26 protein-coding genes and 1 tRNA gene are annotated in these 26,339 nt (G+C 71.1%); 13 read left to right on the top strand and 14 right to left on the bottom strand.

Features of this window, described 5'->3' with window-relative positions; translation table 11 throughout:
* Positions 1-958: 958 nt before the first annotated feature.
* The 3 genes from ACWEBX_RS20925 to ACWEBX_RS20935 form a co-directional block, all read right to left on the bottom strand.
* Positions 959-1,378 carry a hypothetical protein gene (locus ACWEBX_RS20925; protein ID WP_451886332.1) on the bottom strand — a complete coding sequence of 140 codons (420 nt, stop codon included), beginning with the start codon at positions 1,376-1,378 and terminating at the stop codon, positions 959-961.
* A 357-nt stretch (positions 1,379-1,735) separates the two neighbouring features.
* A complete protein-coding gene (locus ACWEBX_RS20930) occupies positions 1,736-2,146 on the bottom strand; it encodes an NUDIX hydrolase (protein ID WP_451886333.1) in 411 nt (136 codons plus the stop codon).
* Positions 2,147-2,278: 132 nt separating this feature from the next.
* Complete coding sequence (locus ACWEBX_RS20935) at positions 2,279-2,659, bottom strand: NUDIX domain-containing protein (RefSeq protein WP_451886334.1); 381 nt, start codon at positions 2,657-2,659, stop codon at positions 2,279-2,281.
* Positions 2,660-2,726: 67 nt separating this feature from the next.
* On the opposite strand from ACWEBX_RS20935, the gene ACWEBX_RS20940 reads away from it, so the two are divergent.
* Both ACWEBX_RS20940 and ACWEBX_RS20945 read left to right on the top strand, forming a co-directional pair.
* Positions 2,727-3,071, top strand: coding sequence for a DUF2750 domain-containing protein (locus ACWEBX_RS20940; RefSeq protein ID WP_451886335.1), 345 nt, complete (start codon positions 2,727-2,729; stop codon positions 3,069-3,071).
* Positions 3,072-3,119: 48 nt separating this feature from the next.
* Positions 3,120-3,668 (top strand): GNAT family N-acetyltransferase, encoded by a 549-nt coding sequence (locus tag ACWEBX_RS20945; RefSeq protein WP_451886373.1) that lies wholly within the window; start codon positions 3,120-3,122, stop codon positions 3,666-3,668.
* 1,545 nt (positions 3,669-5,213) lie between these two features.
* Here the strand turns inward: ACWEBX_RS20945 and ACWEBX_RS20950 are convergent.
* Positions 5,214-5,289, bottom strand: a tRNA-Arg gene (locus tag ACWEBX_RS20950).
* Positions 5,290-5,599: 310 nt separating this feature from the next.
* Here ACWEBX_RS20950 and ACWEBX_RS20955 point away from each other — a divergent pair.
* The 4 genes from ACWEBX_RS20955 to ACWEBX_RS20970 all read left to right on the top strand — a co-directional run bounded on the left by ACWEBX_RS20955 (position 5,600) and on the right by ACWEBX_RS20970 (position 11,820).
* Positions 5,600-7,207, top strand: a complete 1,608-nt coding sequence (locus ACWEBX_RS20955) for a dynamin family protein (protein ID WP_451886336.1) — start codon at positions 5,600-5,602, stop codon at positions 7,205-7,207.
* Positions 7,204-9,477: a GTPase gene (locus ACWEBX_RS20960; protein WP_451886337.1), complete on the top strand. Its 2,274-nt coding sequence runs from the start codon at positions 7,204-7,206 to the stop codon at positions 9,475-9,477. Before ACWEBX_RS20955 ends, ACWEBX_RS20960 begins: the two co-directional genes overlap by 4 nt.
* Positions 9,478-9,687: 210 nt before the next feature.
* Entirely contained in the window at positions 9,688-10,155 is a 468-nt protein-coding gene (locus tag ACWEBX_RS20965; protein WP_451886338.1) for a single-stranded DNA-binding protein, read from the top strand.
* 174 nt (positions 10,156-10,329) lie between these two features.
* The gene (locus tag ACWEBX_RS20970) at positions 10,330-11,820 is read left to right on the top strand and encodes a Cys-Gln thioester bond-forming surface protein (RefSeq protein WP_451886339.1); all 1,491 of its coding nucleotides are present in this window, start codon (positions 10,330-10,332) and stop codon (positions 11,818-11,820) included.
* 241 nt (positions 11,821-12,061) lie between these two features.
* Here ACWEBX_RS20970 and ACWEBX_RS20975 read toward each other — a convergent pair whose 3' ends face one another.
* Positions 12,062-12,835 (bottom strand): YcnI family copper-binding membrane protein, encoded by a 774-nt coding sequence (locus ACWEBX_RS20975; RefSeq protein WP_451886340.1) that lies wholly within the window; start codon positions 12,833-12,835, stop codon positions 12,062-12,064.
* A 32-nt stretch (positions 12,836-12,867) separates the two neighbouring features.
* Positions 12,868-13,455, bottom strand: a complete 588-nt coding sequence (locus tag ACWEBX_RS20980; RefSeq protein ID WP_451886341.1) for a hypothetical protein — start codon at positions 13,453-13,455, stop codon at positions 12,868-12,870.
* Positions 13,456-13,584: 129 nt separating this feature from the next.
* Here ACWEBX_RS20980 and ACWEBX_RS20985 point away from each other — a divergent pair, with 129 nt between their 5' ends.
* The gene (locus ACWEBX_RS20985; protein ID WP_451886342.1) at positions 13,585-14,544 is read left to right on the top strand and encodes a D-2-hydroxyacid dehydrogenase family protein; all 960 of its coding nucleotides are present in this window, start codon (positions 13,585-13,587) and stop codon (positions 14,542-14,544) included.
* A gap of 222 nt (positions 14,545-14,766) precedes the next feature.
* Complete coding sequence (locus tag ACWEBX_RS20990) at positions 14,767-15,087, top strand: chaplin (RefSeq protein WP_451886343.1); 321 nt, start codon at positions 14,767-14,769, stop codon at positions 15,085-15,087.
* A gap of 142 nt (positions 15,088-15,229) precedes the next feature.
* Here the strand turns inward: ACWEBX_RS20990 and ACWEBX_RS20995 are convergent, their stop codons facing one another.
* From ACWEBX_RS20995 to chpG, 8 genes are all read right to left on the bottom strand, one after another.
* Entirely contained in the window at positions 15,230-16,096 is an 867-nt protein-coding gene (locus ACWEBX_RS20995; protein WP_451886344.1) for a tyrosinase family protein, read from the bottom strand.
* Entirely contained in the window at positions 16,080-16,619 is a 540-nt protein-coding gene (locus ACWEBX_RS21000) for a tyrosinase family oxidase copper chaperone (RefSeq protein WP_451886374.1), read from the bottom strand. The genes ACWEBX_RS20995 and ACWEBX_RS21000 overlap by 17 nt, the downstream gene beginning before the upstream one ends.
* Positions 16,620-16,774: 155 nt before the next feature.
* Complete coding sequence (locus ACWEBX_RS21005; protein ID WP_451886345.1) at positions 16,775-17,293, bottom strand: hypothetical protein; 519 nt, start codon at positions 17,291-17,293, stop codon at positions 16,775-16,777.
* 117 nt (positions 17,294-17,410) lie between these two features.
* Positions 17,411-18,043 (bottom strand): vitamin K epoxide reductase family protein, encoded by a 633-nt coding sequence (locus tag ACWEBX_RS21010; RefSeq protein WP_451886346.1) that lies wholly within the window; start codon positions 18,041-18,043, stop codon positions 17,411-17,413.
* On the bottom strand, positions 18,043-18,540 hold the full coding sequence (locus ACWEBX_RS21015) for a DUF5949 family protein (protein WP_451886347.1): 498 nt from the start codon (positions 18,538-18,540) through the stop codon (positions 18,043-18,045). The genes ACWEBX_RS21010 and ACWEBX_RS21015 overlap by 1 nt, the downstream gene beginning before the upstream one ends.
* Positions 18,541-18,702: 162 nt before the next feature.
* Entirely contained in the window at positions 18,703-18,942 is a 240-nt protein-coding gene (locus ACWEBX_RS21020) for a chaplin (protein WP_451886375.1), read from the bottom strand.
* Positions 18,943-19,041: 99 nt separating this feature from the next.
* Positions 19,042-19,344, bottom strand: coding sequence for a hypothetical protein (locus tag ACWEBX_RS21025; protein WP_451886348.1), 303 nt, complete (start codon positions 19,342-19,344; stop codon positions 19,042-19,044).
* Between the two features lie 183 nt (positions 19,345-19,527).
* Positions 19,528-19,767, bottom strand: coding sequence for a chaplin ChpG (gene chpG, locus ACWEBX_RS21030; RefSeq protein ID WP_451886349.1), 240 nt, complete (start codon positions 19,765-19,767; stop codon positions 19,528-19,530).
* Positions 19,768-20,083: 316 nt separating this feature from the next.
* On the opposite strand from chpG, the gene ACWEBX_RS21035 reads away from it, so the two are divergent.
* The 5 genes from ACWEBX_RS21035 to murJ are packed head-to-tail and all read left to right on the top strand — an operon-like array spanning position 20,084 to position 26,293.
* Positions 20,084-20,428: a hypothetical protein gene (locus ACWEBX_RS21035; RefSeq protein WP_451886350.1), complete on the top strand. Its 345-nt coding sequence runs from the start codon at positions 20,084-20,086 to the stop codon at positions 20,426-20,428.
* Between the two features lie 40 nt (positions 20,429-20,468).
* Positions 20,469-21,665, top strand: a complete 1,197-nt coding sequence (locus tag ACWEBX_RS21040) for a glycosyltransferase family 4 protein (RefSeq protein ID WP_451886351.1) — start codon at positions 20,469-20,471, stop codon at positions 21,663-21,665.
* A complete protein-coding gene (locus ACWEBX_RS21045; RefSeq protein ID WP_451886352.1) occupies positions 21,662-23,098 on the top strand; it encodes an exopolysaccharide biosynthesis polyprenyl glycosylphosphotransferase in 1,437 nt (478 codons plus the stop codon). Before ACWEBX_RS21040 ends, ACWEBX_RS21045 begins: the two co-directional genes overlap by 4 nt.
* Positions 23,099-23,102: 4 nt before the next feature.
* Positions 23,103-24,515 (top strand): O-antigen ligase family protein, encoded by a 1,413-nt coding sequence (locus ACWEBX_RS21050; protein ID WP_451886353.1) that lies wholly within the window; start codon positions 23,103-23,105, stop codon positions 24,513-24,515.
* Positions 24,512-26,293 (top strand): murein biosynthesis integral membrane protein MurJ, encoded by a 1,782-nt coding sequence (murJ, locus tag ACWEBX_RS21055; RefSeq protein WP_451886354.1) that lies wholly within the window; start codon positions 24,512-24,514, stop codon positions 26,291-26,293. Before ACWEBX_RS21050 ends, murJ begins: the two co-directional genes overlap by 4 nt.
* The last annotated feature ends 46 nt before the right edge of the window (positions 26,294-26,339 follow it).

Consider the following 26,339-nt stretch of genomic DNA (forward strand, 5'->3'; position numbering starts at 1 on the left):
GAGCCGGGGCTCCGCCGACACGTGCCCTGCACCGAGCACGCTGAGCCCCCAGGGCTCTTTGATCTCTGTCATTCGAGGATCGAATCAGTAACGTCCCACCGCCGCAACAGGCTTGAAAACCCGTCGAGGCGCGAGTCACCGTGGGTTCAAATCCCACACCCACCGCAGGTGAAAGGCCCCTGGCCGGGCAAACGGTCAGGGGCCGTCATGCAGTGCGGTGTCCGTACGTGTCCATCGCTCCCCGGGACTCCCCGCCTGACCGGGCACGGATGGGGCGCGAGGTCTTCTGATCCGTAGCTCTAGCCGGATCGGTCAGTGGCGGGCATTCAGGTCACCCCAAGTCCTGAAAGGGCCACTGGCGGGCGGGGCCGGTTGCTGTGGTTGCTGTACTTGACTGCTGTACTGCAGGATCCCGGCGGAGGTGACCATGGAACGGCATCTGTTGATGCGACTGCTGGTCGGTGATGACGAGGCATCCATGGCGGCTCTGGCGGCCCTCCGCGCCGACGCTACGCACGTTGTATGGGATGGTGCGGTTCCCTCAGAGCGGCTCGCCCGGATCTATGCCCGAAGGCTTCATCACACGCGGCGAAGGGGTATCGAGACTCTGGGGCTGGAACGAGCGGTACAGCTCCTTGACCGATATGGCCAACCGGTCCACCTCGGACAGATCACGGCGGTCGATCGAGCATGGATCTTCATGCTCTTCCTCACCGAAGACGCTGGCACGCTGGTGGCTTGCACTGGAGTGCGTCGGCCGGGTGAACAATCACCGCTTTAGGAGCGAGGTGAGGCGGTCTGCGGCGTGACCTGCGGATTCCCAGCCTCGGATGGATTGGCGGCGCGTCCCCTGCACACCGCGATTCCCCCTGACGCCCCGCCCGCTCTGACACGAGAGTGGCACGGGCTCCCCGTGGTCCCCCGCTCGGTGGGGCACGCGAGGGGCACGGCCGTGGGATCAGCGGGGTCCAGAGAGAACCTTGATCGCAAAGGGGCGATAGTCATCGTCACTGTCCTCGGCGACGTATCCGAGCGCTTTCAACATAGACAGGATCGCTGACGCCATCCGTTCGTGAACGTGCCCCACAACCCGGATCACTGAATCGTTCGGCTCCCCACTCTGATGAGCCTCACGGCTTGCAAGACGGAGAGCAGGATGTACCGTCCAGTGGAGCCAGATCCCGCCCGCGGCATCGTCGAACGCGTCTACTTCGATTTCCAGCCCGCCATCCGCCGTCTCCCAATCCGGCGCCTCACGGTTGTACATGGCTAGCCCGAATCGGCCCAGATCCTCCCTCACAGCCTCGGCGAGGTCCCCAAGACGGTTGGCCTCGCTTGGGGTGAGAGGTCGCAGCCCCCATTCGTTCTCTTCGTTCACGGGGGCACCGTACAGCGGAGGTCGGCGTAGCGGCTTTGGGTTGGAGCTGCTTTGGCGCGAGTGATCATGGCCCCGAAGCCTCCGGCGCGTCGGGCAGTCTGTGGACCTGCCCGGTAAAGCACGACGTTGGGGCCATGATCTTCGAGGCTCGCGCCAAAGTGGCTGCCTAAAGCCGCGGAGCCGACCGCCCCAGCCACGATGCGTTCTGACCTCTTGCCGCCGGCGAACTCGTATCAGGGCGCGCGTCGGCGTAGCCCGCCGGAGCGGGCCGAAGGCAGGAGCGGCGCCCCGAGCGGAGCCGAGAGCGCGCCCGGCGGAGCGGAGCGCAGCCGGGGCTTGATGAAGGTAGAGAAGGTTCTATCCCGCTGAGATGAGGCACTTCCCGTCGTGGCTCCGCACCCGCGGCCCGTTGCCGTTCAAGGCATCCAAGACTCGGATCGCGAAGACCTCGGCCATGCGCTCCTGAGCCTCGTCGGGCGTGAGCCATGCAACGGCGGTGGACTCGCTGGACGTGCGCTCAGTGCCGGCCGATGGCTCGCAGCGGAAGACCAGGGCCACCGCTCCCAGCGTCATGTTCTTGTAGACACCGGTGAGTTCACCGACGGCGACCCTGATTCCGGTCTCCTCCAAGACCTCGCGCGCTACGCCTGTCTGCGGTTCCTCATCCAGTTCCAGGAATCCGCCGGGTGGCTCCCAGGCGCCCTTGTCCGCGCGACGGATGGCGAGGACCCTGCCGTCCCCGCGAACGGCGACCCCCGCGACAGACACCGAGTGCTTGGGGTTCTCCCCGCCACCGCTATGCCACCTGCTTGCCCGGCGCCTGGCCGTGCTCGAGGTAGACCGGAGCGCTCTCGACGCGGGCTTCAATCGCTGCCAGGATCCGCCGGGCCAGTCGCGGGATCATGCGATCTGCGATCTCACGCGGGGACGAACCTGATGGCCTTCAGCTCCTCTGCCTGAAGGCGGATCCCCTGCACGGTTTCCTGCGGGAGCTTGCCGCCGTCGAGCAGGTACAAACACCTTGCCGCCTTCGGCGCCGTTCGGTGCCCAGTCAACGGCCAGGAGGCGACCGGGCACCCGCGAACTGCCCAGCCCTTCGTGTACTTCGCGGCCGGCAGCCTGAAGCGGCGATTCACCGGTCTCGACGTACCCACCCAGGATGTCCCCGTAATTCTTGTACGTGGGCTCCACCATGAGAACGCGGCCTTCGACATCAAAGGAAAGCGCACCCGCAGCCATACGCGGATGCACCATCTTCGACTCGTTCTCGTTTGCCGCCATGCAGCCGAGCCTACCCAGTTAGAACCCCTAACGAAATGAGTGGCGGGGACCGTTAGGCTCAGCGGCCATGAGTCAGAGCGGTTCGCAAGCGGCGGCATTCTTCCGAGACGTCAGCCAGAGCAGAGTGGTCTGGTTTGTCCGGGATGACGACGGAATGCCGACCCATCTCTCCGCAGGCGGCACGCGAAGTCTTCCCTTCTGGTCGACCTCGGCCCGCGCCCAGAGGGCAGCGAAGATCTGGGGGCATGGACTACGAGTTGAATTCATGCCCTTGGACACCTGGCGCGATCGCGAACTGCCCGACTACGCCTACGATGGACTCAAGATCGGCATCAACTGGAGCGGGCCGCGCCTGGTCGGCTGGGACTTCACCCCCACGGAAGTTCTCAACCGTCTGGCGGCGGCCGACTAGGCCTTCTCGTTCGGATGACTCTCATGGGCGTGCGATACGTTGCCCGCCATGACTGATTTAGGACCCGCCGCCTGGCCACCTGCCCCGATACGGACCGAACGCCTCATGCTCCGCAAGTCCGAGGCCCACGACCGTGTGGCGTTCATCGAGCTGTTCGCCTCGCCAGAGGTGGGCACCTACATCGGTGGCTCTCGACCGCGTGATGAGCTCGAGCGCACGGCACCTGAGGTGCCCGGGCGGCGCCCTGGCTTTTTCGTGATCGATCTCGACGGAGTGATGATTGGCATGATCACGCTCGATCGGCGCGACGCAGCGCGTCCCGGTCACGTCCGTCCGGATGCCGGAGAGGCCGAACTGGGCTACATGTTCCTGCCGGAAGCGTGGGGACGCGGGTACGCCGCCGAGGCGTGTGCAGCAGCACTCGACTGGTTCACCGACGCCCTCCCCAGCGAGCCGGTGGTGCTCTGCACCCAGACCGCCAACGACCGCTCGATGCGCCTCGCGGCCAAGCTGGGGTTCACAGAGGTGGAGCGGTTCGAGGAGTACGGCGCTGAGCAGTGGTTCGGCGTGTGGTCCTCGGCCACGCCGTTCGCTTGAGCCAACCAACACCCCGTCAGAAATTCTCGGACCACGTGTGGCCGATCGGCCAGCCCAGCCATGGTCGGGCTCGGTCGCCTTCGGTGATTCCGGATCCATATGAGGACCGGTTCTCGTGCCAGGTAGTGGCTTCGTACCTGCTCAGGGGCCCAGGACTCAGCCTCAAGAATCATCGTCACCGCGTCGTCGATGCGCTTGTGTGCGTTGAGCGCGCGAGCCACCTCGATGTTGTGGCGTGTCCGCCGCTCCGCCGGCAAACCACTGGTGTCGATCCGCGGGCCCAGGTCGACAGCGACCTGCATGTCCCCCAGCTCCGCCGCGGTCGCAACGCGATGGATGTCGACGTTCGTCGGACCGAAAGCGGTCCACATGCGACTGGCGTCCCGCCCAAGTCTGCGAGTTGCCTGATCCGCTTCTGCCAGGAATTCGCGAACGGTCGAGCGGTCATCGGCTCGGGCCCCCGCCATCGATCCGGCGAGGACGAGCGTTCCGTAGATCGACAGGAAGTCAGGGGTGGCGTCGGCAAGTCCGGGCCGAAGGTAGTCGGCTGCATCGCCTACGAGCTGCACGGCGGAGTCGGGCCCGTTGTCAGGAGGCAGTGAGCTACGGACCGGAAGAGGGAGCCGGTCACAGCCGGGTTGCCAGACTGCTGGGCTGCGGCCAATCCGCGGTCCGCTGCGATCCACGCGAGATCCACCTCGCCCACCTTGCCGGGACTCTCCTCGCCCACTCGCACTCTTCCGAGGACGAGGACCTGGAGCCGGTTCGGCCGGCCGCCGCGGTTCCCGTTCCGGCGCCAGAGATCGAGCGGGACTCCACCCCTGATCCGCAGCCTGAACGGCACCGCTTCCTGCGGCTGAGGACCGCGAGAAGAAAAGCTCACACTCGCCGAAGTCTGCGTAGAGCTGAAGATCTCCCGGTCCACCTTCTACGACTGGCGGGCCAAGAGGCGTGCGCCGCGCTGCATCAAGCTCCCGAACGGCGACCTCAGGCATCCCGCCTTGACGCGTTCTTCGGCAGCACATCGAGGAGAAGCGGCCGAAGCCCGGGGATCTTCTGTTCCAGGGGGAGACGGGTGGCATTCTCGCCGGTTCCGTCATCCGGCGGGCCTGGCGCGGCGCGCGGAAGGCCGTCCTGCCCCGCACGTCTTCGACTCGCCCACGGGAAGGCTGGTCTACGACAACCGGCACACGCGTCTGAACAAGTGGCTCAACGACGGGATCCCGCCCGCCCAGGTGACGGACTGGGCCGGCAACAGTGTGCCGGTGCTCTTGGCGACCTACGCCCGATGCGTCGAGGGACAGCTCCCTGACTTGAAACGGCGCCTCGAAGCCGCGGGAGATCTTCCCGAGCCGCCCGACGCGGGCTGAGGCTCCTCGGCGAAAACTTCGACACGTATTCGACAGGCCACCCGCGAAAACCCGGTGCCGACCGGACAGCCCCGGACCCTTCCCTTGATCATCGGGGAAGTGTTCGGGGCTTAGCTGTATCGAGTGAAACCTGCTCCGACCAGCAAAAAGCCCTCCCGAACGGGAGGGCGGAGACTGGCGCCCCCGGCAGGACTCGAACCTGCGGCCAAGCGCTTAGAAGGCGCCTGCTCTATCCACTGAGCTACGGGGGCCGGGTGTGTCGGCCTGTGTCCTGGTGCCCGGGTGTGGGCGGATCCGTGACCTTGCCGGGGACAAGGATAGGGCTCCCGCCTCCCTGTCCCTCGCGCTTCGCCTCCGTGGCTCGATGTGGAGGTTGCGTGAAGCGGTCCTGATAATCGCAGGCGGGTACGAATCGTGCACCGCTTTTGGCGTCTCGCGCATCGGGTGTTGTGCACTCGTTATGCCTGCGCCCCAGTCATCCCTTCCGCCCCGTGTGTCCTGTCGGCGCGCAGACATACTCATATGCTTCAGAAAGACTCCAAAATTGGGCATTCTTCGCATGTGGTGACCTTGGACGTACGGCCTCAGCTGCTCGACGCACTTTCCGCCCTGCGCGACCGTGTCGCCGCCGCACGCTTTCCGCTGCCCCTGGCAGGGGCTCCACGCGCGCGTGCCAACCGCGACGAACTGCTCGCACAGCTCGACGACTACTTGGTGCCCCGGTTGAGAGAACCCGAAGCACCCCTTCTCGCCGTCATCGGAGGGTCCACCGGTGCCGGCAAGTCCACCCTCGTCAACTCCCTTGTGGGACGCCGGGTCAGCGAAGCGGGCGTACTGCGCCCGACGACCCGTACCCCGGTACTGGTATGCCATCCGGAGGACCATCACTGGTTCAGCGGCATGCGTGTGCTGCCCCAGCTCACGCGCGTGTGGATGCCCCATCGGGAATCCGGCGACGATCTTCCCTCCGCCACCGAACGCGGCGAGCGGGTACTGCGGATCGAGACCGCCGACACGCTCCCCCGCGGCCTCGCCCTCCTCGACGCGCCCGACGTCGACTCCCTGGTGGCCGACAACCGGGTGCTGGCCGCCGAACTGATCTGCGCTGCCGACATCTGGGTGATGGTCACGACGGCCGCGCGGTACGCGGACGCCGTGCCCTGGCATCTGCTGCGTACCGCCAAGGAGCAGAAGGCGACCCTGGTGACGGTCCTGGACCGGGTGCCGCACCAGGTGGTGTCCGAGGTCTCCCGGCAGTACGGCGCGCTGCTCTCCAAGGCCGGACTCGGTGAGGTGCCCCGCTTCACCGTGCCCGAGCTGCCCGAGTCGGCCTGGGGCGGCGGTCTGCTGCCCGCCACGGCCGTCGCCCCGCTGCGTACGTGGCTCACCCACCAGGTCCAGGACCCGGGAGCCCGTCACGGGGCCATGGCCCGAACGGCCCACGGTGTCCTCGACTCGCTGAAGGCGCGGATGCCGGAACTGGCCAGTGCCACCGCCGCGCAGTACGCCGCCGCGACACGGCTCACCGCGGCGGTCGACGGGGCGTACGACAGCGAGCACGCCCGCGCGAAGGGGCGCCTGCAGGCCGGGGCCGTGCTCTCCGGGGACGCCCTCAAGCGCTGGCGCGCCTACCCCCTCGACTGCACCGCCGAGGAACTGCTGGACGCGCTCGTGGAGAGCCTGTCCGCCTTGCTGCTGTGTTCCGTCACGGCCGCCGACGAACGCGTGGACGACGCCTGGCGCCGTGAACCGGCCTCGGGCGCTCAGGGGCTGACGGACCGTGATCCGGCGCTGGAGAGCGCGGAGCACCGGATCGGTCTGGCCGTACGGCGCTGGCGGCGCGTCCTGGAGGAGTACGCCGAGGACGAGGTGCGCGACCTCGACAAGAGTGTCGCGCCCGACTCCGCGGTGGTGGCCGCGCTGGTCGCCACCGCGCTCCTGGGCGGCCGCAGGGCGCGCAGCGCGGGCGAGGGACTGGCCGAGCGGATCGGGGCCCACGGCGCGCTGCGGCTGCGCGACAAGGGCGGCCGGCTGCTCACCGGCCTCGTCGACAGGGCCCTGCAGACCGAACGCGAGCGCCGGCTCGCTCCCCTCGAAGCGCTCGACGTCCATCCGGAACCCCAGGCCGAACTCATCGCCGCGCTGTCCGTACTGCAGAAGGAGAGGTGACCGCGGTGACTGCCGTCACTGACCACACGGATCAAGCCGACCGTCCCGGAGACGGACGCCCCGGGGGCGGAGGGTCCGGAGACGGAGGGCCAGGAGGCGGGCGCCCCGGAGGTGGTCGTCCAGAGGACGGCCTTCCCGCAGAGGACCAGCCCGGGGACGGCGTGGGCGAAAACGCCACCTCTCGCGAAAACGCCCCTTCCCAGGCGGGCGCCTCGGGCGCCTCGCGCGACGAGGACACCGACCGCACGGACCGCGGCGAACGCGACGGCCGCGGCGAACGCGACAGGTCGACCGGGGCCACCAGGAGCTCTCAGGACAGGCGCCAGGACGACAGTGCGGCCGGTGCGGCCCCTTCCGGGGCCCGGCCCCTGGAAGGCGCCGGAGAGGCCGTAGGGGAAGCCGGAGGGGGCGACCGGGCGGGCGGCGGCGGACGGGCGGCGCGGGGCGACGGTACGACCGGGCGGGGCGCCTCTCAGGACGCCTCCGGAGCGGCGTCCCACGCGCGTGGTGAGGGCGACGACCCGACACGCGCGGAGGACGGCCCCGTCTGGGACGACGGCCTCATCGCGCGGCGCGTGACGGAGGCGGCCGCGGCCCGTTACCAGGCGCCGTCGCTGGATGCCAAGGCCGCCGTCCCGGCGGTGCCCGCCCCCCTCGCGTACGACGGGCCGTTGCACTCCCGTCTGGACGCGCTCCGCGAACTGGTGGGCCTGTCCCGCGCCCGTCTCGACAGCGGAACTCTCGCCGAGGCGGGCCGGGTCCTGGACGAGGCCGCGGCCCGCCGCAGGCTCTCCGGGGAGCACACCGTCGTCGCCATCGCCGGCGCCACAGGCAGCGGCAAGTCCCAGCTCTTCAACGCGCTCGCGGGCGTGGCGATCTCGGAGACCGGCGTCCGCAGGCCGACCACCTCGGCACCCATCGCCTGCACCTGGAGCGACGGCGCGGCCACCCTCATCGACCGGCTCGGCATCCCGGGGCGGCTGCGCAGACGTCCGTTGCAGAGCGCGGAGGCGGAGGCACAGCTCCGCGGCCTGGTCCTGGTCGACCTGCCCGACCACGACTCGGCGGCCGTCCAGCACCGCGCGCAGGTGGACCGGGTCCTCCGGCTGGTGGACGCCGTCATCTGGGTGGTGGATCCGGAGAAGTACGCGGACGCCGTCCTCCATGAGCGCTATCTGCGGCCGCTCGCCGGGCACGCGGAGGTCACCTTCGTGGTCCTCAACCAGGTGGACCGTCTCCCCGGCGAGGCCGCCGACCAGGTGCTCGACGATCTGCGGCGGCTGCTGGACGAGGACGGCGTCGCGCTCGGCGAGTACGGGGAACCGGGCGCGACCGTCCTGTCGCTGTCCGCGCTCACCGGCACCGGGGTCCCCGAACTGCGCGAGTGTCTGGGCCAGTTCGTGGCGGAGCGGGGGGCCGCCGCACGGCGGATCACGGCCGATCTCGACGCGGCCGCGGCGCGGCTGCGCCCCATCTACGCGACGGGACGGCGGGTCGGGCTCAGCGAGGAGGCGCGGGACGAGTTCGCGGACCGGCTCGCGGACGCGGTCGGCGCCGTGGCGACCGGCGAGGCCGCCGAGCGGTCCTGGCGCCGCAACGCGAACCGCGCCTGCGGCACGCCCTGGCTGCGGTTGTGGCGCTGGTATCTGGAGCGGCGCGAACCCCCGACCGGGCGGCTGCCCGTGCGCGCTCCCGCGGACGAGGAGGCCACCGCCCGCCAGCGGGTCGAACAGGCGGTACGGACGGTCGCCGAACGGGCCGCGTACGGGCTGCCCTCGCCCTGGGCGCAGGCGGTGCGCGAGGCCGCCGTACGGGGCGCGCAGGGGCTGCCCGAGTCGCTGGACGACATGGCGGCGCGTGCGACGGCACCGGCCGGACGGCCGCCGCGGCCGGGCTGGTGGCCCGTCGCGGTACTGGCACAGGCCGCCATGACGATCGTCCAGGTCATCGGGGGGCTCTGGCTGGTGGGCCAGATCATCGGGGTCATGTCCCCGAACCTCGGGGTCCCGGTGCTGCTGATGGTGTCGGGCATCGTCGGCGGCCCGGCCGTGGAGTGGGCCAGCAGAATGGCGGCCCGCGGGCCGGCCCGGCGCTACGGCCTGGAAGCGGAGAGACGATTGCGCGAGGCGTCCGCCGCGTGCGGCAGAGCCCGGGTACTGGATCCGGTGGCGGCGGAGCTGCTGCGGTACCGCGAGGTGCGGGAGCAGTACGGGCGGGTCCTCGGAACCGTGGCGGCGGGGACGGCGACGGTGGGTGCCCAAGTCCGGTGACCTCGTCGCGTGCCCAAGTCCGGTGACTTGGTCGGGTGACCCCGTCCGGTGACTTGGTCCGGTGACCCGGTCGGGTGACGCGGTTTTCCACAACCGTCCGTCGGCCCACAGCGCCCAGCGGGCCCGGCCCGGCGGAGGCAGTCTGATTTCGCGGCGATCGCAGCGCATGCGGTCGCCGCGGCAGACGCATCCGTACGGGAGGGATTGACGATGAACGAGACGATGGTGTGCGCGGTGGGCAACGTGGCGACACGGCCCGTGTACCGGGACCTGGCGAACGGCGCGTCGGCGCGGTTCCGGCTGGCGGTGACCTCGCGGTACTGGGACCGCGAGAAGAACGGGTGGACGGACGGGCACACCAACTTCTTCACGGTGTGGGCCAATCGCGCGCTCGCGACGAACGTGGGGGCCTCGGTCTCGGTGGGCGATCCGGTCATCGTGCAGGGCAGGCTGAAGGTGCGCACCGAGACGCGCGACGGGCAGAGCTGGACGTCGGCGGACATCGACGCGGTGGCGATCGGCCACGACCTCTCGCGCGGTACGTCGGCCTTCCGGCGTCCGTCCAAGGAGGGTGAGCCGGCTGCGGCACAGCGCCCCGAGCCCAGTTGGGAATCGGTCCCCGACACCCCGCAGGAGGGAGCTTCCCAACCGCGTCCGGAACCAGCCGGGGTGACGTGATGTCAGCGGAGAGATCGATCTGACCGAACTGCGGCTTATCGACAAATACATGGCGAACAGCCGTTATGGATTTGTCGATAAGTGCAGTTCACGGAAGTGATCGCGATAACGATTCCGAGTCGGATCGGTTGCCGGACGACATGACCAACAGGAGCGATGCGGCGCTTCTTTAGGATGCCGAACATAGCTCTCGGGGCTTCTGATTCTGCTGGCGGGACCGTCCCCCATGTCAAAGGGTCCTGCGCGAAGGGGAATTCTGTGTCTTCTGCGTTCTCTGTGTTGTCAGCACGCAGGCGAGGGGCAGCTCGTCTCGCCGCGGCGGCCTTGCTGTGGGGGCTCACCGCCGCGGGGACGGTCGCCGCGACCGGCACGGCCCAGGCCGAGGAGATACCGCAGAGCCAGGCCGGAGCGAGCGCCACGCTAGGGGACCTGAAGACGTACGGTTCCGCGGTCATTCACGAGAACGGCGAGGACTCCTGGGTCTCGGCCGGACTGTTCGAGATGACCGTCGAGAACGGCGGCATGCTGCAGACCTATTGCATCGACCTCCACAACCCGACCCAGCGGGACGCCCGGTATCAGGAGACCTCCTGGAACGGCACATCGCTGAGCGGCAACAAGGACGCGGGCAAGATCCGCTGGATCCTCGAGAACTCCTACCCGCAGGTGAACGACCTGGCGGCGCTGGCCGGGAAGGCCGGTGTCACCGGTCTCACGGAGCAGGACGCGGCGGCCGGCACCCAGGTGGCGATCTGGCGGTACTCGGACGGCGCCGATGTGGACGCCGCGGACCCGAAAGCGGAGAAGCTCGCGGACTACCTGGAGAAGAGCGCGCGGGACCTGCCGGAGCCCGAGGCCTCGCTGACGCTCACCCCGGCCGCGGTGTCCGGCCACCCCGGTGAGCGGCTCGGCCCGGTCACGGTGCACACCAACGCGGGCAGCGTGACGGTGACCCCGCCCACGGGCATCGCCGCCGCCGGAGTGAAGGTCGTCGACAAGGACGGCAGGGCGGTCACCTCCGCGGCGGACGGCAGCCGGCTCTTCTTCGACGTGCCCGAGGACGGCGCGGACGGTTCCACCTCGCTCACCGTGCAGGCCTCGACGACCGTGCCGGTCGGCCGTGCCTTCACCTCGGAGACCCGCAGCCAGACGCAGATCCTCGCCGGCTCCAGCGAGTCCACCGTCTCCGCGACGGCGAGCGCGAACTGGGCGGCCAGGGGTGCGATACCCGCCCTGTCCGCCAAGACGAACTGCGCCAAGGGCGGTGTGGACATCACGGTGGCGAACAAGGGCGACGCGCCCTTCACGTTCGAGCTGATGGGCGACGAGCACACGGTCGCGGCCGGGATATCCGAGACCCTCACCATCCCGCTGCAGGAGGACCAGGCCTACGACTTCACGATCGGCGGCACGGACAGCGGCGGGAAGCGGTTCAAGGGCGTGCTGGACTGCAAGACCCAGGGCGCTACGAGTGACATCTCGACCCAGACGCTCAGCGAGCCGAGCCCGGCGTCGGTGGGAGGCTCCAGCGGGGGCACCGACCTCGCCGAGACCGGCGGCTCCGGACTGACTCCGATCATCGCGGGCGCGGCCATCGGCCTCGTCGTGATCGGGGGCGCCGTGATGGTGCTCCTCGGCAGGAAGCAGACACCGCCCAAGGTCTGAGCAGACACCACTGCAGGTCTGAACAGACACCAGTGCAGAGCTGAGCCGACACCACCGCAGGCCTGAGCAGGCACCGTCGCGGGTCTGACGGGCCGGCAGCCTGATCCGGCCTCGGCGTCTCGCGGGGTCGAGCCGCGGGATGCCGAGGCCGACCACAGGGACGAGCCGCATAGCGCCGGGGGCGACCCGCGCGGTCGGCCGCCTCGCCGACGGGAGTTGACGGGGCGGCGACAGCGGCGGGCTAGGAGCGGGTGTTCCGGACCCGTACGACGGCGAACGCGGCCGCGAGCAGACCGAGAACTCCGACGATCAGGCCCGCGGTGCCCAGGGCGCGTGCGGTGGAGTCACTGCTCTTGGCGCTCGCGGTCGATTCCTCGGCGCCCGAGGATGAGGACGAGGAGGACGAGGAGGACGACGACGAGTCGGAGCCGGAGGCCCCGGTCCCGGCCGAGGCGGGCTCCTCTCCCGCGCCCTCGGCGGTGAGGGCGAGCACCGGAGCCGGGCTCTCCGCCTCCTCCTCGCCCTTCTTCGACTGCTCGATCCAGCGGACCACCTTGCCGTCCGAGTAGGTCTGGAGGGTCTTGAAGGTCAACTGGTCGACGTCGTCCGGGAGCTGGCCGAAGGCGACCTGGAAGTCCTGGAACTCGCCGTGGCGGATCCGGCCGCCGGTCCAGGTGATCTCGGAGACAGCGTCCGTGATCGTGCCGTCGTCCGTCTTGACGGGCTTCTTCAGCTTCACGGTCGTCGCCTTCGCGGTCCAGCCCGCCTGCGGGGTGACCAGGACACCCACGACCGGGTGATCGGTGGGCAGGAAGATCTGCACCTTGGTGGTGCTGGCGGTGTCCTCCTCGTTGGGGACGCGGAAGCTCAGGAGGCCGTCCGTGGCTCCCTTGGCATAGCTCTCGGGGTGGACCGTGACATGCGCGAAGGCCGCGCCCGCGGCGGTCAGGACGCCAGCGGTGGTGAGGGCGACGAGGGTGCCGGTGCGGCGCAGGGTGGTGCTGATCGGGGACATCCGGGGAACTCCGTACTGATGGGGATACGTGGTCAGGGCGTGAGGGCGAGCCCTGGCGGCGGTCCCCGGCGCGAGACGGCGTGACGCAGCAGCGTCCGCCCGAGCGGCCAAGGTTCGGCGGGTGTCCGGCCCGCGGCACTCTCGTACGGCCGTACCGGGGGCGGACCCGTCCTCGACCTCCACCACGCGGCGAGCCCCGGCACGAACGTCACGGCGCGGCGGAGCAGGGACCACAGGGCGGCCTCGCCGCGCCGCAGCCACCAGGTCGCCAGCAGAGCGGCGGCGACGTGCGCGGTCGTGGCGTGGGGGGTCAGGGCGTGGGCGGCCGGGTGCGCCATGTGCATCCCGTGCATGTTCATCGTCATGCGCGGACGGGCGGTCTCGAAGCCGAGGTGGAGTCCGGCCTGCGCGACGAGCATGGCGCCGCCTATCCCGGACAGGGACCGTTCGCGGCCGCCGAGCGCGCAGCCGACGGCGAAGACGGCGAGGAGTCCCGCGCCTTCCGCGTAGAGCGGCGGCGCCTGGCCGGTGGCGAGCGCGTGCCCCCCGGCGGCCAGCAGCACGCAGAGCACGGCGAACACCGCGGCGCGCAGACTCCGTACCGCCGGCGACGCATTCATAGTGCCCAGATACTGCCATGGGGAGGGAGTGACCGTCGCGGCTTCCCCACGCGGTCCTCGGGTCGTGGTCCGCCGGGCTCTCCAGCACACCGCTCGGGTAGGGTCCGGCTGAGCCTGAAGGGACCCGAAATGCGTCTTCGCTGTGCCGTGCTGGACGACTATCAGAGTGTCGCGACCCGGATCGCCGACTGGGCGCCCGTCGCGGACACCGTGGAAGTCACCGGCTTCGACCGGCACTTCGATGACGAGGACGCGCTGGCCGCCGCACTGGCCGACTTCGACATCGTCGTCACGCTGCGCGAACGCGTGCCCTTCCCGGCGTCCTTGCTGGCGCGGCTGCCGCGGCTGAAGCTGCTGATCGCCTCGGGGATGCGCAACACGGTGATCGACTACGCCGCCGCCGAGACGCACGGGGTGACCGTGTGCGGCACGCCGAGTTCCTCGACGCCCCCGGTCGAGCTGACCTGGGCCCTACTGCTCGGCCTCGCGCGGGGAATCGTCACGGAGAGCAACTCCCTGCGGGAGGGTGGTCCCTGGCAGAGCACCGTCGGCGCCGATCTGTACGGACGGCGGCTCGGTCTGCTCGGGCTGGGCAAGATCGGCGGCCGGGTGGCCCAGGTGGGGCTGGCCTTCGGCATGCGGGTCGGCGCGTGGAGCCAGAACCTCACCGCGGAGCGGGCCGAGGAGGTGGGAGTGGAGCTCGCGCCCTCCAAGGAGGAACTGCTGGCGGACAGCGACTTCGTCTCCGTGCACCTCGCGCTCGGCGACCGCACCCGGGGGCTCGTCGGCGCCGCCGAGCTGGCCCTCCTCAAGCCCACCGCCTACCTCGTCAACACCTCGCGCTCGGCGATCGTCGACCAGGACGCCCTGCTGGCCGCGCTGCGCGCGGGGCGTATCGCCGGAGCGGGCGTCGACGTGTTCGACACCGAGCCGCTGCCCGCCGGCCATCCGATGCGCTCGGCGCCCCGCCTGCTGGCCACCCCGCACCTCGGCTATGTGTCGCGTTCCAACTACGAGACGTACTACGGGGCGGCCGTCGAGAACATCCAGGCGTTCCTGGCGGGCACACCGCTGCGCCGGCTCGGCTGACCGCGCCCGCCCGCTCCCCCGTCCGGTCCCTCGCCTGATCCCCCGTCCGGTCCCCGCTCCGTCGCCCGGCCGCCCGAGCTGGACGAACAGCCTTCCCTCACTCCCCTGTTCGAACAGTGATCCCTTGGCGGAACGCCCGTGACCAGGTGTGGACAGACGCGTTGAAGGGGAAGTGCGGTCGCGTCCGAGCCATCGCACTCGTCGAGATCTAAGGAGAACGTGATGTCTCGCATCGCGAAGGCCGCCGCAGTCGTCGTGGGCACGGGTGCCGTGGCCCTCAGCGGCGCCGGCATGGCCATGGCTGACGCCGGCGCCCAGGGCGGGGCCGTCGGCTCGCCCGGTGTCCTGTCGGGCAACGTCATCCAGGCCCCGATCAACGTGCCGGTCAACGTGTGCGGCAACACGATCAACATCGTCGGCCTGCTGAACCCCGCGTTCGGCAACACCTGCGTGAACGACGGTGGTCACCTCAAGGAGCACCACGGCAAGAAGAAGCACCACGAGGTGAAGAAGCACCACCAGGTCCGCGGCTACGGCAACTGAGCCAGTAGTCAGCACGTGCGCGAGGCCCCCGGCGGGACGTCACCGCCGGGGGCCTTGCCCTTCCCGGGACGCGTGGCCACGCGTCCCGGCAGATGTCTCTATGTGTACCAGTAGATGCCGGTACGCACTCCGGAAACCGCCGCTACGCGTACCGGTAGATGTGAGTGTGATCCTCCATCGAGGCCGGGGTCACGCCCCACGGGGGCATCTTCTCGTGGCGGGCGACGATGCGCCGGTACTGGGAGTCGCGGGCCCCCGGGGGACGCTCGGGCAGATAGCGGGCGCCTCCGTGCTTCTTCTGCCAGCGGGACCACTGGAGGTCGACGAAGGCGTGGTGCAGCCAGAAGACCGGGTCGTTGACGGAGGCGGCGCCCAGCATGTGGCCGCCGACCCAGCGGTGGACACGGTTGTGGTTCTCCCACGTGGCGTTCCCCGTCCCGTGCCCCCACCCCTCAAGCCGGTTCCGGAAGCCGCGCCTGGTCGTCGAGTCGTAGGGCGCCGTGTCGTAGACGGGGTCGGCGAGGGCCGCGTCCAGCGCGGCCCGTGTGGGAAGTTGGATCGGCTTGCGCGGGCGGGCGAACTCACGCATGAGGAACGCGCCGTCGGTCACGCCCTCCTTGACCGTCCACTTGCCCTGCGCGTAGGCGAAGGGTCCGGTCATGACCTGCCGGTCCGAACGACGGCCGTCGCCGCCGAGCAGGTCCCCGGTCCACGGCGCGGAGGCCGGCGTGCGGTCCCGCGTCCAGTCCCAGTACGGCACGCTCACGCCGGAGTCCACGCGCTGCAGCGCCTGCTCCAGGTCCAGAAGGAAGCATCGGTGCCAGGGCAGGAACGAGGGCGCCATGTGGGCCGCGCGCAGTCCGCCGTCGCCGTCGGCGACGTAGTAGTCGATGTGCCGGCGGACGAACTCGTCGTACTCTCCCCGGCGTTTGACCTCCAGCATCGCCGCGACGAAACGGCGGCGCTCCGAGCTCGTGAGGGTGCTGACGTTCTTACGCGTGTACACCATGGTGGTGGCCGCTCCCCTCCGTACCGCCGTTGCGTGTGCCGATCGCCCGCCCGCCGGCGCCGCCCGCCCCGCCCTTCATGCTCCTGAGCTGCTCGGCCGGGCCCAGTTGCTCCACGGCCGCGCGTACCGCCGCCAGCGGTGTCGGGTACGACTCGTAGTGGTCCACCATGCTCAGATAGCTGCCGTCCGCGCGGCGCATCAGATGCAGCGGACGGCCGTCCACCGTGACCTGCCACTCGTCGCCGGCGAACGCGGCCCGGCCGTCGGAGCCGCCGCGTGTACCGAGGATGTGCCGGCCGCGGTACATCTCGTCGAAGGAGCGGTCCCGGGTGCGGCGGCGCGGCGGCCGTGAAGCCGCGACGACGGGAGCCAGCGCCACCCCGACGGCCGACACGAGCAGTCCCCGCATCGCGCCACGCCGGGTGAGCGCCAGTCCGCCCACCACACGCTCCGTCCCGCGGCCTCGCGCCGGGGCGTCCGGCACCCGGCCGCCCCGCCCGCGCCTCCGTACTCTGTCGGGCATCCACCTGGCGAACATGCTTCTCTCCTCGACGAACTCATGCTGTAGCGGTCGGTTTCGGGAAGCCCGGCGGCGGGCCGAGGGCCTGGCAGACGCCCCGGAGGCCGGAAGCGGGCCCGAGCCGGGACTCACGGGACCGCGCCGCCGGACGGAACGGGCTAGGAACCGGAGCCCATCTCCAGGTTCGCCTCCGGCACCGTCCTCAGCAGCGGGGCGAGCACGGCGGCCTGAGGCGGCCTCAGTCCGGGAAGGCCGAGGTGGTCGGGGTTCGGCATGCCGATGGGGGTGTCCAGATTCGCTCCGGGGGTCAGCGCCCGCAGGCCGGCCGCGGGAGCGGAGAGTCCGAGGTGGTCGGATCCGTCGCCGAGGATGTGCGGCAGCGGCGTACGGACCTGCGCTCCGGGCATCCCGCCGCTGAGCGGCACCTGCGGCACGGCCCGATCGGGGATCATCCGTCCCTCGACGTACCGCGGTCCCTCCAGCCGGCCCGGCAGCGGCAACGGCAGTTCACCCGAGACGCTGGGCGCCTTCAGACCGAGGGACTGCTCGACTCCGTTCAACGGCACCGGGATCGGGACCGTGCCGGCCGCGACGGCGGGCGCGGCGGAGGCGGCACCCACCGCCGCGGCCACACCGGTCATGACGGCTGCGAGCGTGCCTCGTGTGGTCGGCTTCATCTCAGGTGCGGTCCCTTTCAAGGTTCGGCGGATCGGCGTCCGTACCACGTAACGATTCCGGGCCGTCATCAGCTCAAGATTCCCCCGACGGATTCATTAGTCGTCCGATAGGGAGATTCAGCTCGTCCAGAAATCCCACCAGCGGGTGAGGATCAGCATTCCGATGACGCCGATGTGCAGCGCCGGGAGAACCCAGGTGAACTCCGCGAGGAATACTTTCAGCCATTCCGGGGCGGGCAGGAATTCGTTCCGCACATTGAAGGACGTGACGTACCAGAACATGATGATCGTGGCGACCCAGGCCAGACAGCACCACAGGCACAGCGCGTTGATCCGGTAGAAGGACTGGAACTGGAGCCAGCTCACGAATCCGACGCCGAACAACGTGCCCGCGTTGAAAGTCAGCCAGTACCACCGCGGGAATCGCGCACCGGTCAGCAGACCGACCCCGACACAGATCACCACGCTGTACGTGACCAGGCCCAGCATCGGGTTGGGGAACCCGAAGGCCGACGCCTGCTCGCTCTTCATGACGCTGCCGCAGGACACCACCGGGTTCAGGCTGCACCCCGGGACGAAGTCCGGGTTCTCCAGCAGCTTGAACTTGTCGATCGTGATGACCCACGCTGCGAGGAGACCGGCCGCCCCCGTGATCATCAGCAGCACCGCGAAAGCAAGGCCGCTGCCGGCGGTGCGCCCGCCCGTGCCGTCGCCTCCGCCGCCCGTCCCCCGCCCCGCGGCGGCCGTCATCAGCCGCGCAGCCTGCGCGCGGGCAGCAGCACGTGGGACGCGCTGAGCAGGGTCCCCTCGTCGCCCGCGAAGGCCGTCAGATCCTCGGGCGCCACGGGGTGGCCGGGCCGGGCCACGGGCCAGGCGCGGGTGGCGAACAGGAAGTAGGCGTAGCCGCGTTCGCCGACCGCCGCGAGCCACTCCGGCGGCGCGACGCACTGGGCGTTGAGGTGCGGCATGCTGACGACGGCCTGGCCGGCCTCGACGAGCAGGGTGAGGGGCAGGCTCGGCTGCCGGGATCCGTCGATGAGCGTGTCGCCCACGGGCAGTCCGTTGTCGATCAGAAGCTGCCGGATGGCCGCCGCGGATCCCTCGGGGCCCCCGTCGCCGTCTCCCAGCGAGTAGGCGAGGAGATAAGGCATGTCGCCGTCGGGGGCTTCTCCGCTGAATGCCATGACGGCGAGCGTGCCGAGAGCGGCAGCCCGAAGTGGGCTCATTTCGCTTGAGGTTGAGGTCACCGCGGAACCTTATCGATGCGCCCGTTCGGGTTCTGCCCGGAAATCACCCGCCCGGGGGACGTCCGGAGGCGTGACCACACGAACGAGGTACGCGGCTCGAACAGCTCGAAGGACCGATTCCGCGCGGGAGATCGGCCCTTCTCGCACATCGACCGTGCGGTGTCAGTGGTTGAGGCAGACGTTGCCGAAAGTCGGGTTCAACAGAGCGACAGCGTTGACGGTGTTGCCGCAGACATTGACCGGAATATGTACGGGAACCTGCACGACGTTGCCCGACAGGACGCCCGGGGAATTGACCGCGGCACCCTCGGCGCCGGAGTCCGCGACGGCGCTGCCCGCGGCGGCACCCGCGGCCATTCCGGCGGTGGCGAAAATAAGAGCGGCCTTCTTGGCGGTGTTCATTGTGAGCCCTTTCATCGGAGATTTTCTCCAGAGCCTAGGGAAATGCCCGCGGGCATTGCGGAGGACACGCGCGCACGGGACGCGGACAACGGAATACGACTAACCCTGAAGGGGACGCCCGCCGAGGAGCTGCGCGGGGGCGGCGGCCGTGTTGAGCTTCTTCGTCGCGCCGTTCACGCCGCTCAGCACGGAGTCCTTGCTCTCGGTGTCGAGCGCGTTCGACTGGTGCTGCAGGGGGAGGACGTCCTGCGCGCTGAGCGAACGCTGGCTGGTGACGGTCTCCAGGGCGCCGTTGAGGCTGGAGGGCGTGACGCCGGAGGCTCCGGCGGCGAACGCGGGCGCGGCGGCACCGGCGACGACGAGGGACCCGGCGACTACGGCGGCGGCCTTGAGAGACTTCATCGTGTTCCTTTCTTCGGCGACGGATGCCGCCGGCGGGAATTCCCCTTTGCGCTGCCTAACGAGCCCCGAACGCGACGGAAACTCCGCGCGCGGAAAAATCCCGTACCGCCGCTGTGGGCCGCGACGCGGACCGGCCGCCCTCCGTTTCCGGAGGGCGGCCGGCCAGGAAGGTCCGCGATGACGTCAGCCGTTGACGCAGGCGTTCCCGAACGTGGGGTTCAGGAGAGCGATGACGTTGACGGTGTTGCCGCAGACGTTGACCGGAACGTGAACGGGAACCTGCAGGACGTTGCCCGACAGGACGCCCGGGGAGTGGGCGGCCGCGCCGTGCGCGCCGCTGTCGGCGGCGGCGATGCCGGCGGTGCCGGCCACGGCGGCGGCGGCGACGGAGGTAAGGGCCAGGCCCTTCGCGATACGCGACATGGAGAAGTGCTCCTTGGAAATCGAAACGACATCCGGGCGGGATGCCCGGCTCTGGATTCAACGCGCGGCGCTCACAGGGGTTGTGCCTCCAAAGGGGTGATGTCCCGGGCGGCCGGGCTTCACCAAATACGACACACATCGTCGCTTTCACCGACAAATGGGGATACCGGCTAAAGTCGGGCTCTCCGAGGACGTCCGGAAGCGGGCGTCGAGGGGCGCCGGCAGCTCGCGGGGAGCCGAAGCGCACGTGTCTGATTCTCGGATTTCCGTCCGTCCGCTGGTCCAGAACCTTTTCCCCGAAAGGGCACCGCCGGTCATGCGAACTTCCCCGGGCCTGCCGCTGCGCCGTGCGATCGCGGGCCGCTCCACCCCCGCCGCCTTCCGGGCACCCTGTGGCCCCGCGTCCGCGGCGCCCCCTGCCGACAGACCGCTCTCCGGCAGGCAGCTCACCGGCGGTGCGCTCACCGGCCGAGCGCGGCCCGCCAACTCCGCCACGAGGTGCCGCAGTTCCGCGAAGCCCGTCCCGTCCTACGACTCGGACGCACTCGGACTCGGCAAGGAGATCTTCGGCAGGGGTGACCAGTTGGCCTTCCGGATCGTTTCGCAGCGGGACGCGGCCTGGGTCGGAGCACTGCTCGCCGCCGTCGACGCGAAGCAGTGACGCGCGCCCCGGCGCGCCGCCCGTGAGCAAGGAACCGCGCATGCATCTGCCAACAGACCCTCCGCCGCGGGTCCTTCATGTCACGCAGCCGGTCGACGGCGGAGTCGCCCGCGTGGTCGCCGACCTCGTCGGCGCCCAGCTCGCCGCCGGGACGCGAGTGACCGTCGCCTGCCCCGACGGCAACGCCTTCGCCCGTGAGGTGCGGGCGCTCGGCGCGGACGTGCGCCCCTGGCACGCGACGCGGGCGCCGGGGCCGCAGCTCGCCCAGGAGGTACGCCGGCTCGGCCGGGTGCTGGCGCGGGTGCGGCCCGACGTGGTGCACGCGCACAGCGCGAAGGCGGGACTGGCGGCCCGGCTCGCGCTGCGCGGCCGGTTGCCGACGGTGTTCCAGCCGCACGCCTGGTCGTTCGAGGCCGTCGACGGTGCCGCCGCGGCCCTCGCGCTGCGCTGGGAGCGGTGGGGTGCCCGCTGGGCGTCCCGGGTGGTGTGCGTCAGCGAGGCGGAGCGCGCGACCGGCGTACGAGCGGGAGTGCGCGCCCCCTGGAGGGTGATCCCCAACGGCGTCGACCCCGAGCGTTTCCACCCCGCCGCCGGCACCGTACGGGCCGGAATGCCGCTGCTCGCCGGGGTCGATCCGGCGGCTCCGCTGGTGGTGTGCGTGGGAAGGCTGTGCCGGCAGAAGGGGCAGGACATCCTGCTCGACGCCTGGCCCGCGGTGCTGCGGCGGGTGCCCACGGCGCGTCTCGTGCTCGTCGGGGACGGGCCGGACGCGGCACGGCTGCGCGCCGGGGCACCGCGTGACGTGCTGTTCGCCGGCGCCGCCGCCGACGCGGTGCCCTGGTACCAGGCCGCCGACCTGGTCGTGCTGCCGTCCCGCTGGGAAGGCATGGCGCTGGCCCCGCTGGAGGCCATGGCCTGCGGGCGCCCGGTCGTCGTGACGGACGTGGACGGCGCCCGCGAGAGCCTGCCGCCGGGACACGACACCCGCTGTCTGGTGGCCTCGCCGGAACCGGCGCCGCTGGCCGAGGCGATCGCCGCGCTGCTGGCCGATGCCCCGCTGCGCGCGTCGCTCGGAAAGCAGGGGCGCCACCACGTACTGACCACGCACGACGTGCGCCTCACGGCCGACGCGGTCGCGGGGGTCTACCGCGAACTACTGACCGGGCGACAGCCGCAGCACGCCGGGGGCGTCATGTGCGCGGACCACACCGAGTGCAGGGAGTCCATCCACTCGTGACTGCGGAAAGCACCGTTCCCTCCCCCGGCGGACAGCCCCGGGAGTACGGATTCTCATCCCTCTCGGTCCTGCCGTCGCGCAAGACCGGCGGCGGTCTCCGGTTCCCGGCCGGACAGCGGCGCACCGTCCGTCGCGCCTCCTGGGGGCCGCTGGCCGCCGTGGACGCCGTCGCGGCGCTGACGGCCGGACAGACCCTCGCGGAGATCCAGCAGCACCCGCCGGCCGTCGTCGCTCTGCTGCTCGGCGCGGTGTTACTGAACGCGCGGGGCTCCCTGTACCGGCCGGCGCCGCTGCCCGCCCTGCTCGACGAACTGCCCTCCGTCTGCGCGCGGATCGTGGTCACCTGGTGCGCCCTGGCCGCCGTCCTCGCCGCGTTCGTCCCGGACGAGGCGCTGTCGGTCCGGACGCTGGTGCTGGGGTGCGCCGCGCAGGCGGTGATCAGCCTGGCCGGCCGTGGCACGGTGCACTGGCGGCGCCGCCGCGCGCTCGCGCGGCACCCCGCCGCCGCCCTGGTGATCGGTCCCGCCGGGACCGCCCAGCGGGTGGCCGCGGCCTTCCTGCGCCACCCGAACTGCGGGGTGCGGCCGGTCGGTGTCGTCGCCGACCGGCCGACGGGCCTCGACGTCCTGCCGGTGCTCACCGCCGGCGAGGAGGTGCAGCGGGCGCTCATCCAGAACAGCGTGCGCGCGGTGCTGGTGGTGGAGCCGCCGAGCCGGCGCGGGCCGATGCTGCGGGCGCTGGCCCTCGCGGGCTGCGCGCTGTGGGAGGTCGACCCGGACTCACCGTCGTACGACCGCGCGGGTGGGCACACGCTCGCCGGCTTCGCCTGCCGCCCCCTGTCGGTCGGCGGACGGCGCGCCGGTTTCGGGAAGCGGTTCCTCGATGTCGCCGTCTCCGGCGCGCTGCTGCTGCTGGTCAGTCCGCTGCTGCTGATGTTCGCGGCCGTCCTGCGGCTGATCGACGGGCCCGGTGTGGTGTTCCGGCAGGAGCGCATCGGCAAGGACGGACGGCCGTTCACGCTGCTGAAGTTCCGCACCCACCGCCCGGTCGACGCGCACGAGGCCGCGACCCGCTGGAGCGTGGCGGGCGAGCAGGAGATGAGCCGCTTCTGCCAGTTCCTGCGGCGCACCTCGCTGGATGAGCTGCTCCAGCTCCTGAACGTCCTCCGGGGCGACATGAGCCTGGTCGGCCCGCGCCCCGAACGGCCCTACTTCGTGACCAAGTTCAGCCAGACCTACCCCGGTTACGCGGCCCGTCACCGAATGCAGACCGGCATCACCGGACTCGCCCAGGTGCACGGGCTGCGCGGCGACACCTCGATCGAGGACCGGTGCCGCTTCGACAACGCGTACATCGACAACTGGTCGATGTGGCAGGACATCTGCATCCTGCTGCGCACGGCCGCGGCGCTGGTGCGCCCGACGGGGAGCTGAGCCGGTGAGCCAGGCCCTGCCCTTCACTCCCCTGGGCACCGTGACCGCGGCCCTGCGGCGGGCGCTGCCGGTGCTGCCCGTCGTCGCGGTGATCGCGTTGCTCGGGCTGCCGATCGCGCCGAGCGGCGAGGGCGGCGCGAACATCGCGGACGCCATGTCCGGTCTCGTGGTGCTCTGCTGCGCGGGGCGTCTCGTACGGACCCGGCGGCGCCCCCTGTCCGCGACCGCGGCCCTGGTCCTCGGGCTCCCCGTGGTCGGCATCTCGGTCGCGGCGGCCGGGGCGGTGGACCCGGGGGCGGGGATCACCGGCCTCACCCGGTATCTGCAGATCTTCGTGCTGGTGCCGGCCGCGGTCCTGCTGCTCGTACGCGACCGGCGCGACCTCAGGCTGCTGGCCTGGTCGTTCGTCGCGCTGGCGCTGTGGCAGGGGGCGGTCGGGGTACGGCAGTACGTCACCGGGACCGGCGCCTCGTACCAGGGCGAGGACGTCCGGGCGGTCGGCACGTTCGGGCCGACCGACGTGATGGGCATGGCGACGGTGGTCGCGTTCGGGCTGGTGTGCGCGGTGGCACTGGCCCTGGGATCGGACGAGGCACGGCGTCGCGCGGTCGCCGCGGTGTGCGCGCTGGCCCTGCTGCCGCCGCTGGCCCTCTCGTTCAGCCGGGGCGCGTGGATCGCCACGGCCGTGGCCTGCGGCGCGCAGCTCGTGCTGGCGGGGCTGCGGCGCGCGGTGCGGACGGTCGCGGTGCTGGCCGCGGCCGGAGTGATCCTGGTGGGCGGGCTGGGCTTCGGCAGCGCGATGCTCCAGGAGCGGGTCACCAGCATCACGCGGGTCACCGACGCGCCGGACCAGTCGGTGACCGACCGGTACACGATGTGGGCGGCGGCCACCGACATGTGGCGCGAGCACCCGCTGACGGGCGTCGGGCTGAAGGGCTTCCCCGAGTACCGGGACGGTCATGCCTCGCTCGCGCTGTCCTCGGGCAGCGACATCGCGGGCGCGGGGGCCGCCTTCCACAAGCAGGCGCTGCTCTCGCCGCACAACATGTATCTCCTCGTGCTCAGCGAGCAGGGTCTCGTCGGACTGCTCGCCCTGGCGGGCGGCTGGCTCGTGCTGCTGGTGAGTGCGCTGCGCGGGCTCGTGCGCGTGCGCCGCGCGGCACGGGACGGCACGGAATCCGGCCTCGCCGCGGGCCGGACCCCGCCCGGCACGGACTGCGCGCTCGTCGCGTGCGGGCTGCTCGTCTGGCAGTTGGTCGACTTCGTGTACGCGGACATCGGCGGCCCCTCCACGGTCCTGACGGCCGTCGTCTTCGGCGTCATCGGCTGGTGGGCGCTGATGGATCCGTCGGCGACGCCGGGCACCGAGGCGTCCGCGCGGACCGCCGCCGTACGGGAAGAGGCCGCGGCGCGATGACGGTGACACCGCCCAGGGCGGGCGAAGACCCGCACACGAACCCGGACTTCGGGACGGGTGCGGGTGGTGGCACGGGTGCGAGTGCAGGCACGGGCACGGGCACGGGTACAGGTGCAGGCACGGGCACGGGCACAGGCACGAGTGCGGGTGCGCGGGAGCGTGCCCGTGCCGGGCCGCGTGGTGGGCGGGTGCCCGGGGCCCGGGAGGGTGGAGGCCGGCCCGAGGCAGCGTCCAACCGGTTTCTCGCCAGGGCGGCTCTCGTCACCATCGCGCTCTCGATCGCCGGAGCCCTGCTGGGCCTCGGCCGGGACCAGGCGCTCGCGCATCTGTTCGGGGCCGGGTCGGACACGGACGCGTTCCTCGTCGCCTGGACGGTGCCGGAGTTCGCGGCGACCCTACTGATCGAGGACGGGCTGGCCTTCGTACTGATCCCGGCGTTCAGCGTCGCCGTGACCCGGCGTGCCCAGGGAGCCGCCGGTGATCCCGTACGCGCGCTGGTCGCCGCCACCCTGCCCCGGCTGGCGTTCGCCTTCGCGGCCGTCGGGGCCCTGCTGATCGCGGGGGCGCCGTACCTGGTCGAGGCGCTCGCGCCCGGCCTGCCCGATCCCCGGCTCGCGGTGGACTGCACCCGGCTGACCGCGACCTGTGTGTTCTCGTTCGGGCTCGCCGGGTACTGCAGCGCGGCCCTGCGGGCGCACCGCCGCTTCGTCGCACCGGCGGCGATCTACATGGCGTACAACACCGGGATCATCGCGGCGATGTTCGTCCTCGGCGCGCGCTACGGCGTACGGTCGGCGGCGCTCGGTGTCGCGGTCGGCGGCGGACTGATGGTGGTGGCGCAGGCACCGTCGCTGTGGCGGCAGCTCCGGCGCGGGGAGTCGGCGCCCGGGACCCTGGACGGTGAGCCGGCCCGCCCGATGGACCTGACCCTCGTCGGCACGGTGCTGCTCTTCGCGCTGTGCCGGCAGTCCCAGGTCCTCATCGAACGCTTCCTGGCCTCCTCGCTGCCCGCCGGGGCCATCTCGCATCTGAACTACGCCCAGAAAGTGGCCCAGATGCCGATGGTGCTCTCGCTGATGCTCTGCACGGTCACCTTCCCGGTGGTCGCGCAGGCCATCGCCGAGGGCGACACCGAGCGGGCCCGCGACCGGGTGGAGCGCGATCTGACACTCGTCGCCTGCACGGTGCTCCTCGGCACGGCGGCGGTCGTGGCGTGCGCCCCGCAGATCATCCAATTGCTCTTCCAGCGCGGCGCGTTCACCGCCCAGGACACGGCGGCCACCGCGGCGGTCATACGGGTGTACGCCCTCGGACTGCTCGGTCACACCCTGGTCGGCGCGCTCGTGCGCTCGTACTTCTGCTCGGGGCGGCCGACCTGGTACCCGCTGTTCGCGATGACCGCGGGGATCGTCGCGACCTGCTGGACCGGGGTCCTGGCCGTCGGCCCCTGGGGGGTCTGCGGAATCGCCGCGGCCAACGCGGCCGGCATCACCCTCACCGCCGGGCTCCTGCTGTACGGCATGGGTCCGCGCAGTGTGCCGATCCGTACCCGGGCGGTGTTGTCCGAGATCGGCAAACCGTTGCGGGCCGCCCTGACCGCTGCGGTGACCGGTGGTCTGTGCGCGAGCGGCGTGGATTCCCCGCTGCTCGGACTCGTCGTCGGCGGCACGGTCGTGACCGTCGTCTTCGCCCTGCTGGCCTGGGCCTTCCGGGTCGAGGGGTTCGCCTCCGCACTCCGTTCCGTCACACGAAGGGTTTCCTGTGCCCGTTTCCGCTGACAGCAGCAGACGTACCGGTACGAAGAACGCCCTCGACGCGCCGCCC

The organism is Streptomyces sp. NPDC005070 (genome assembly GCF_053600395.1).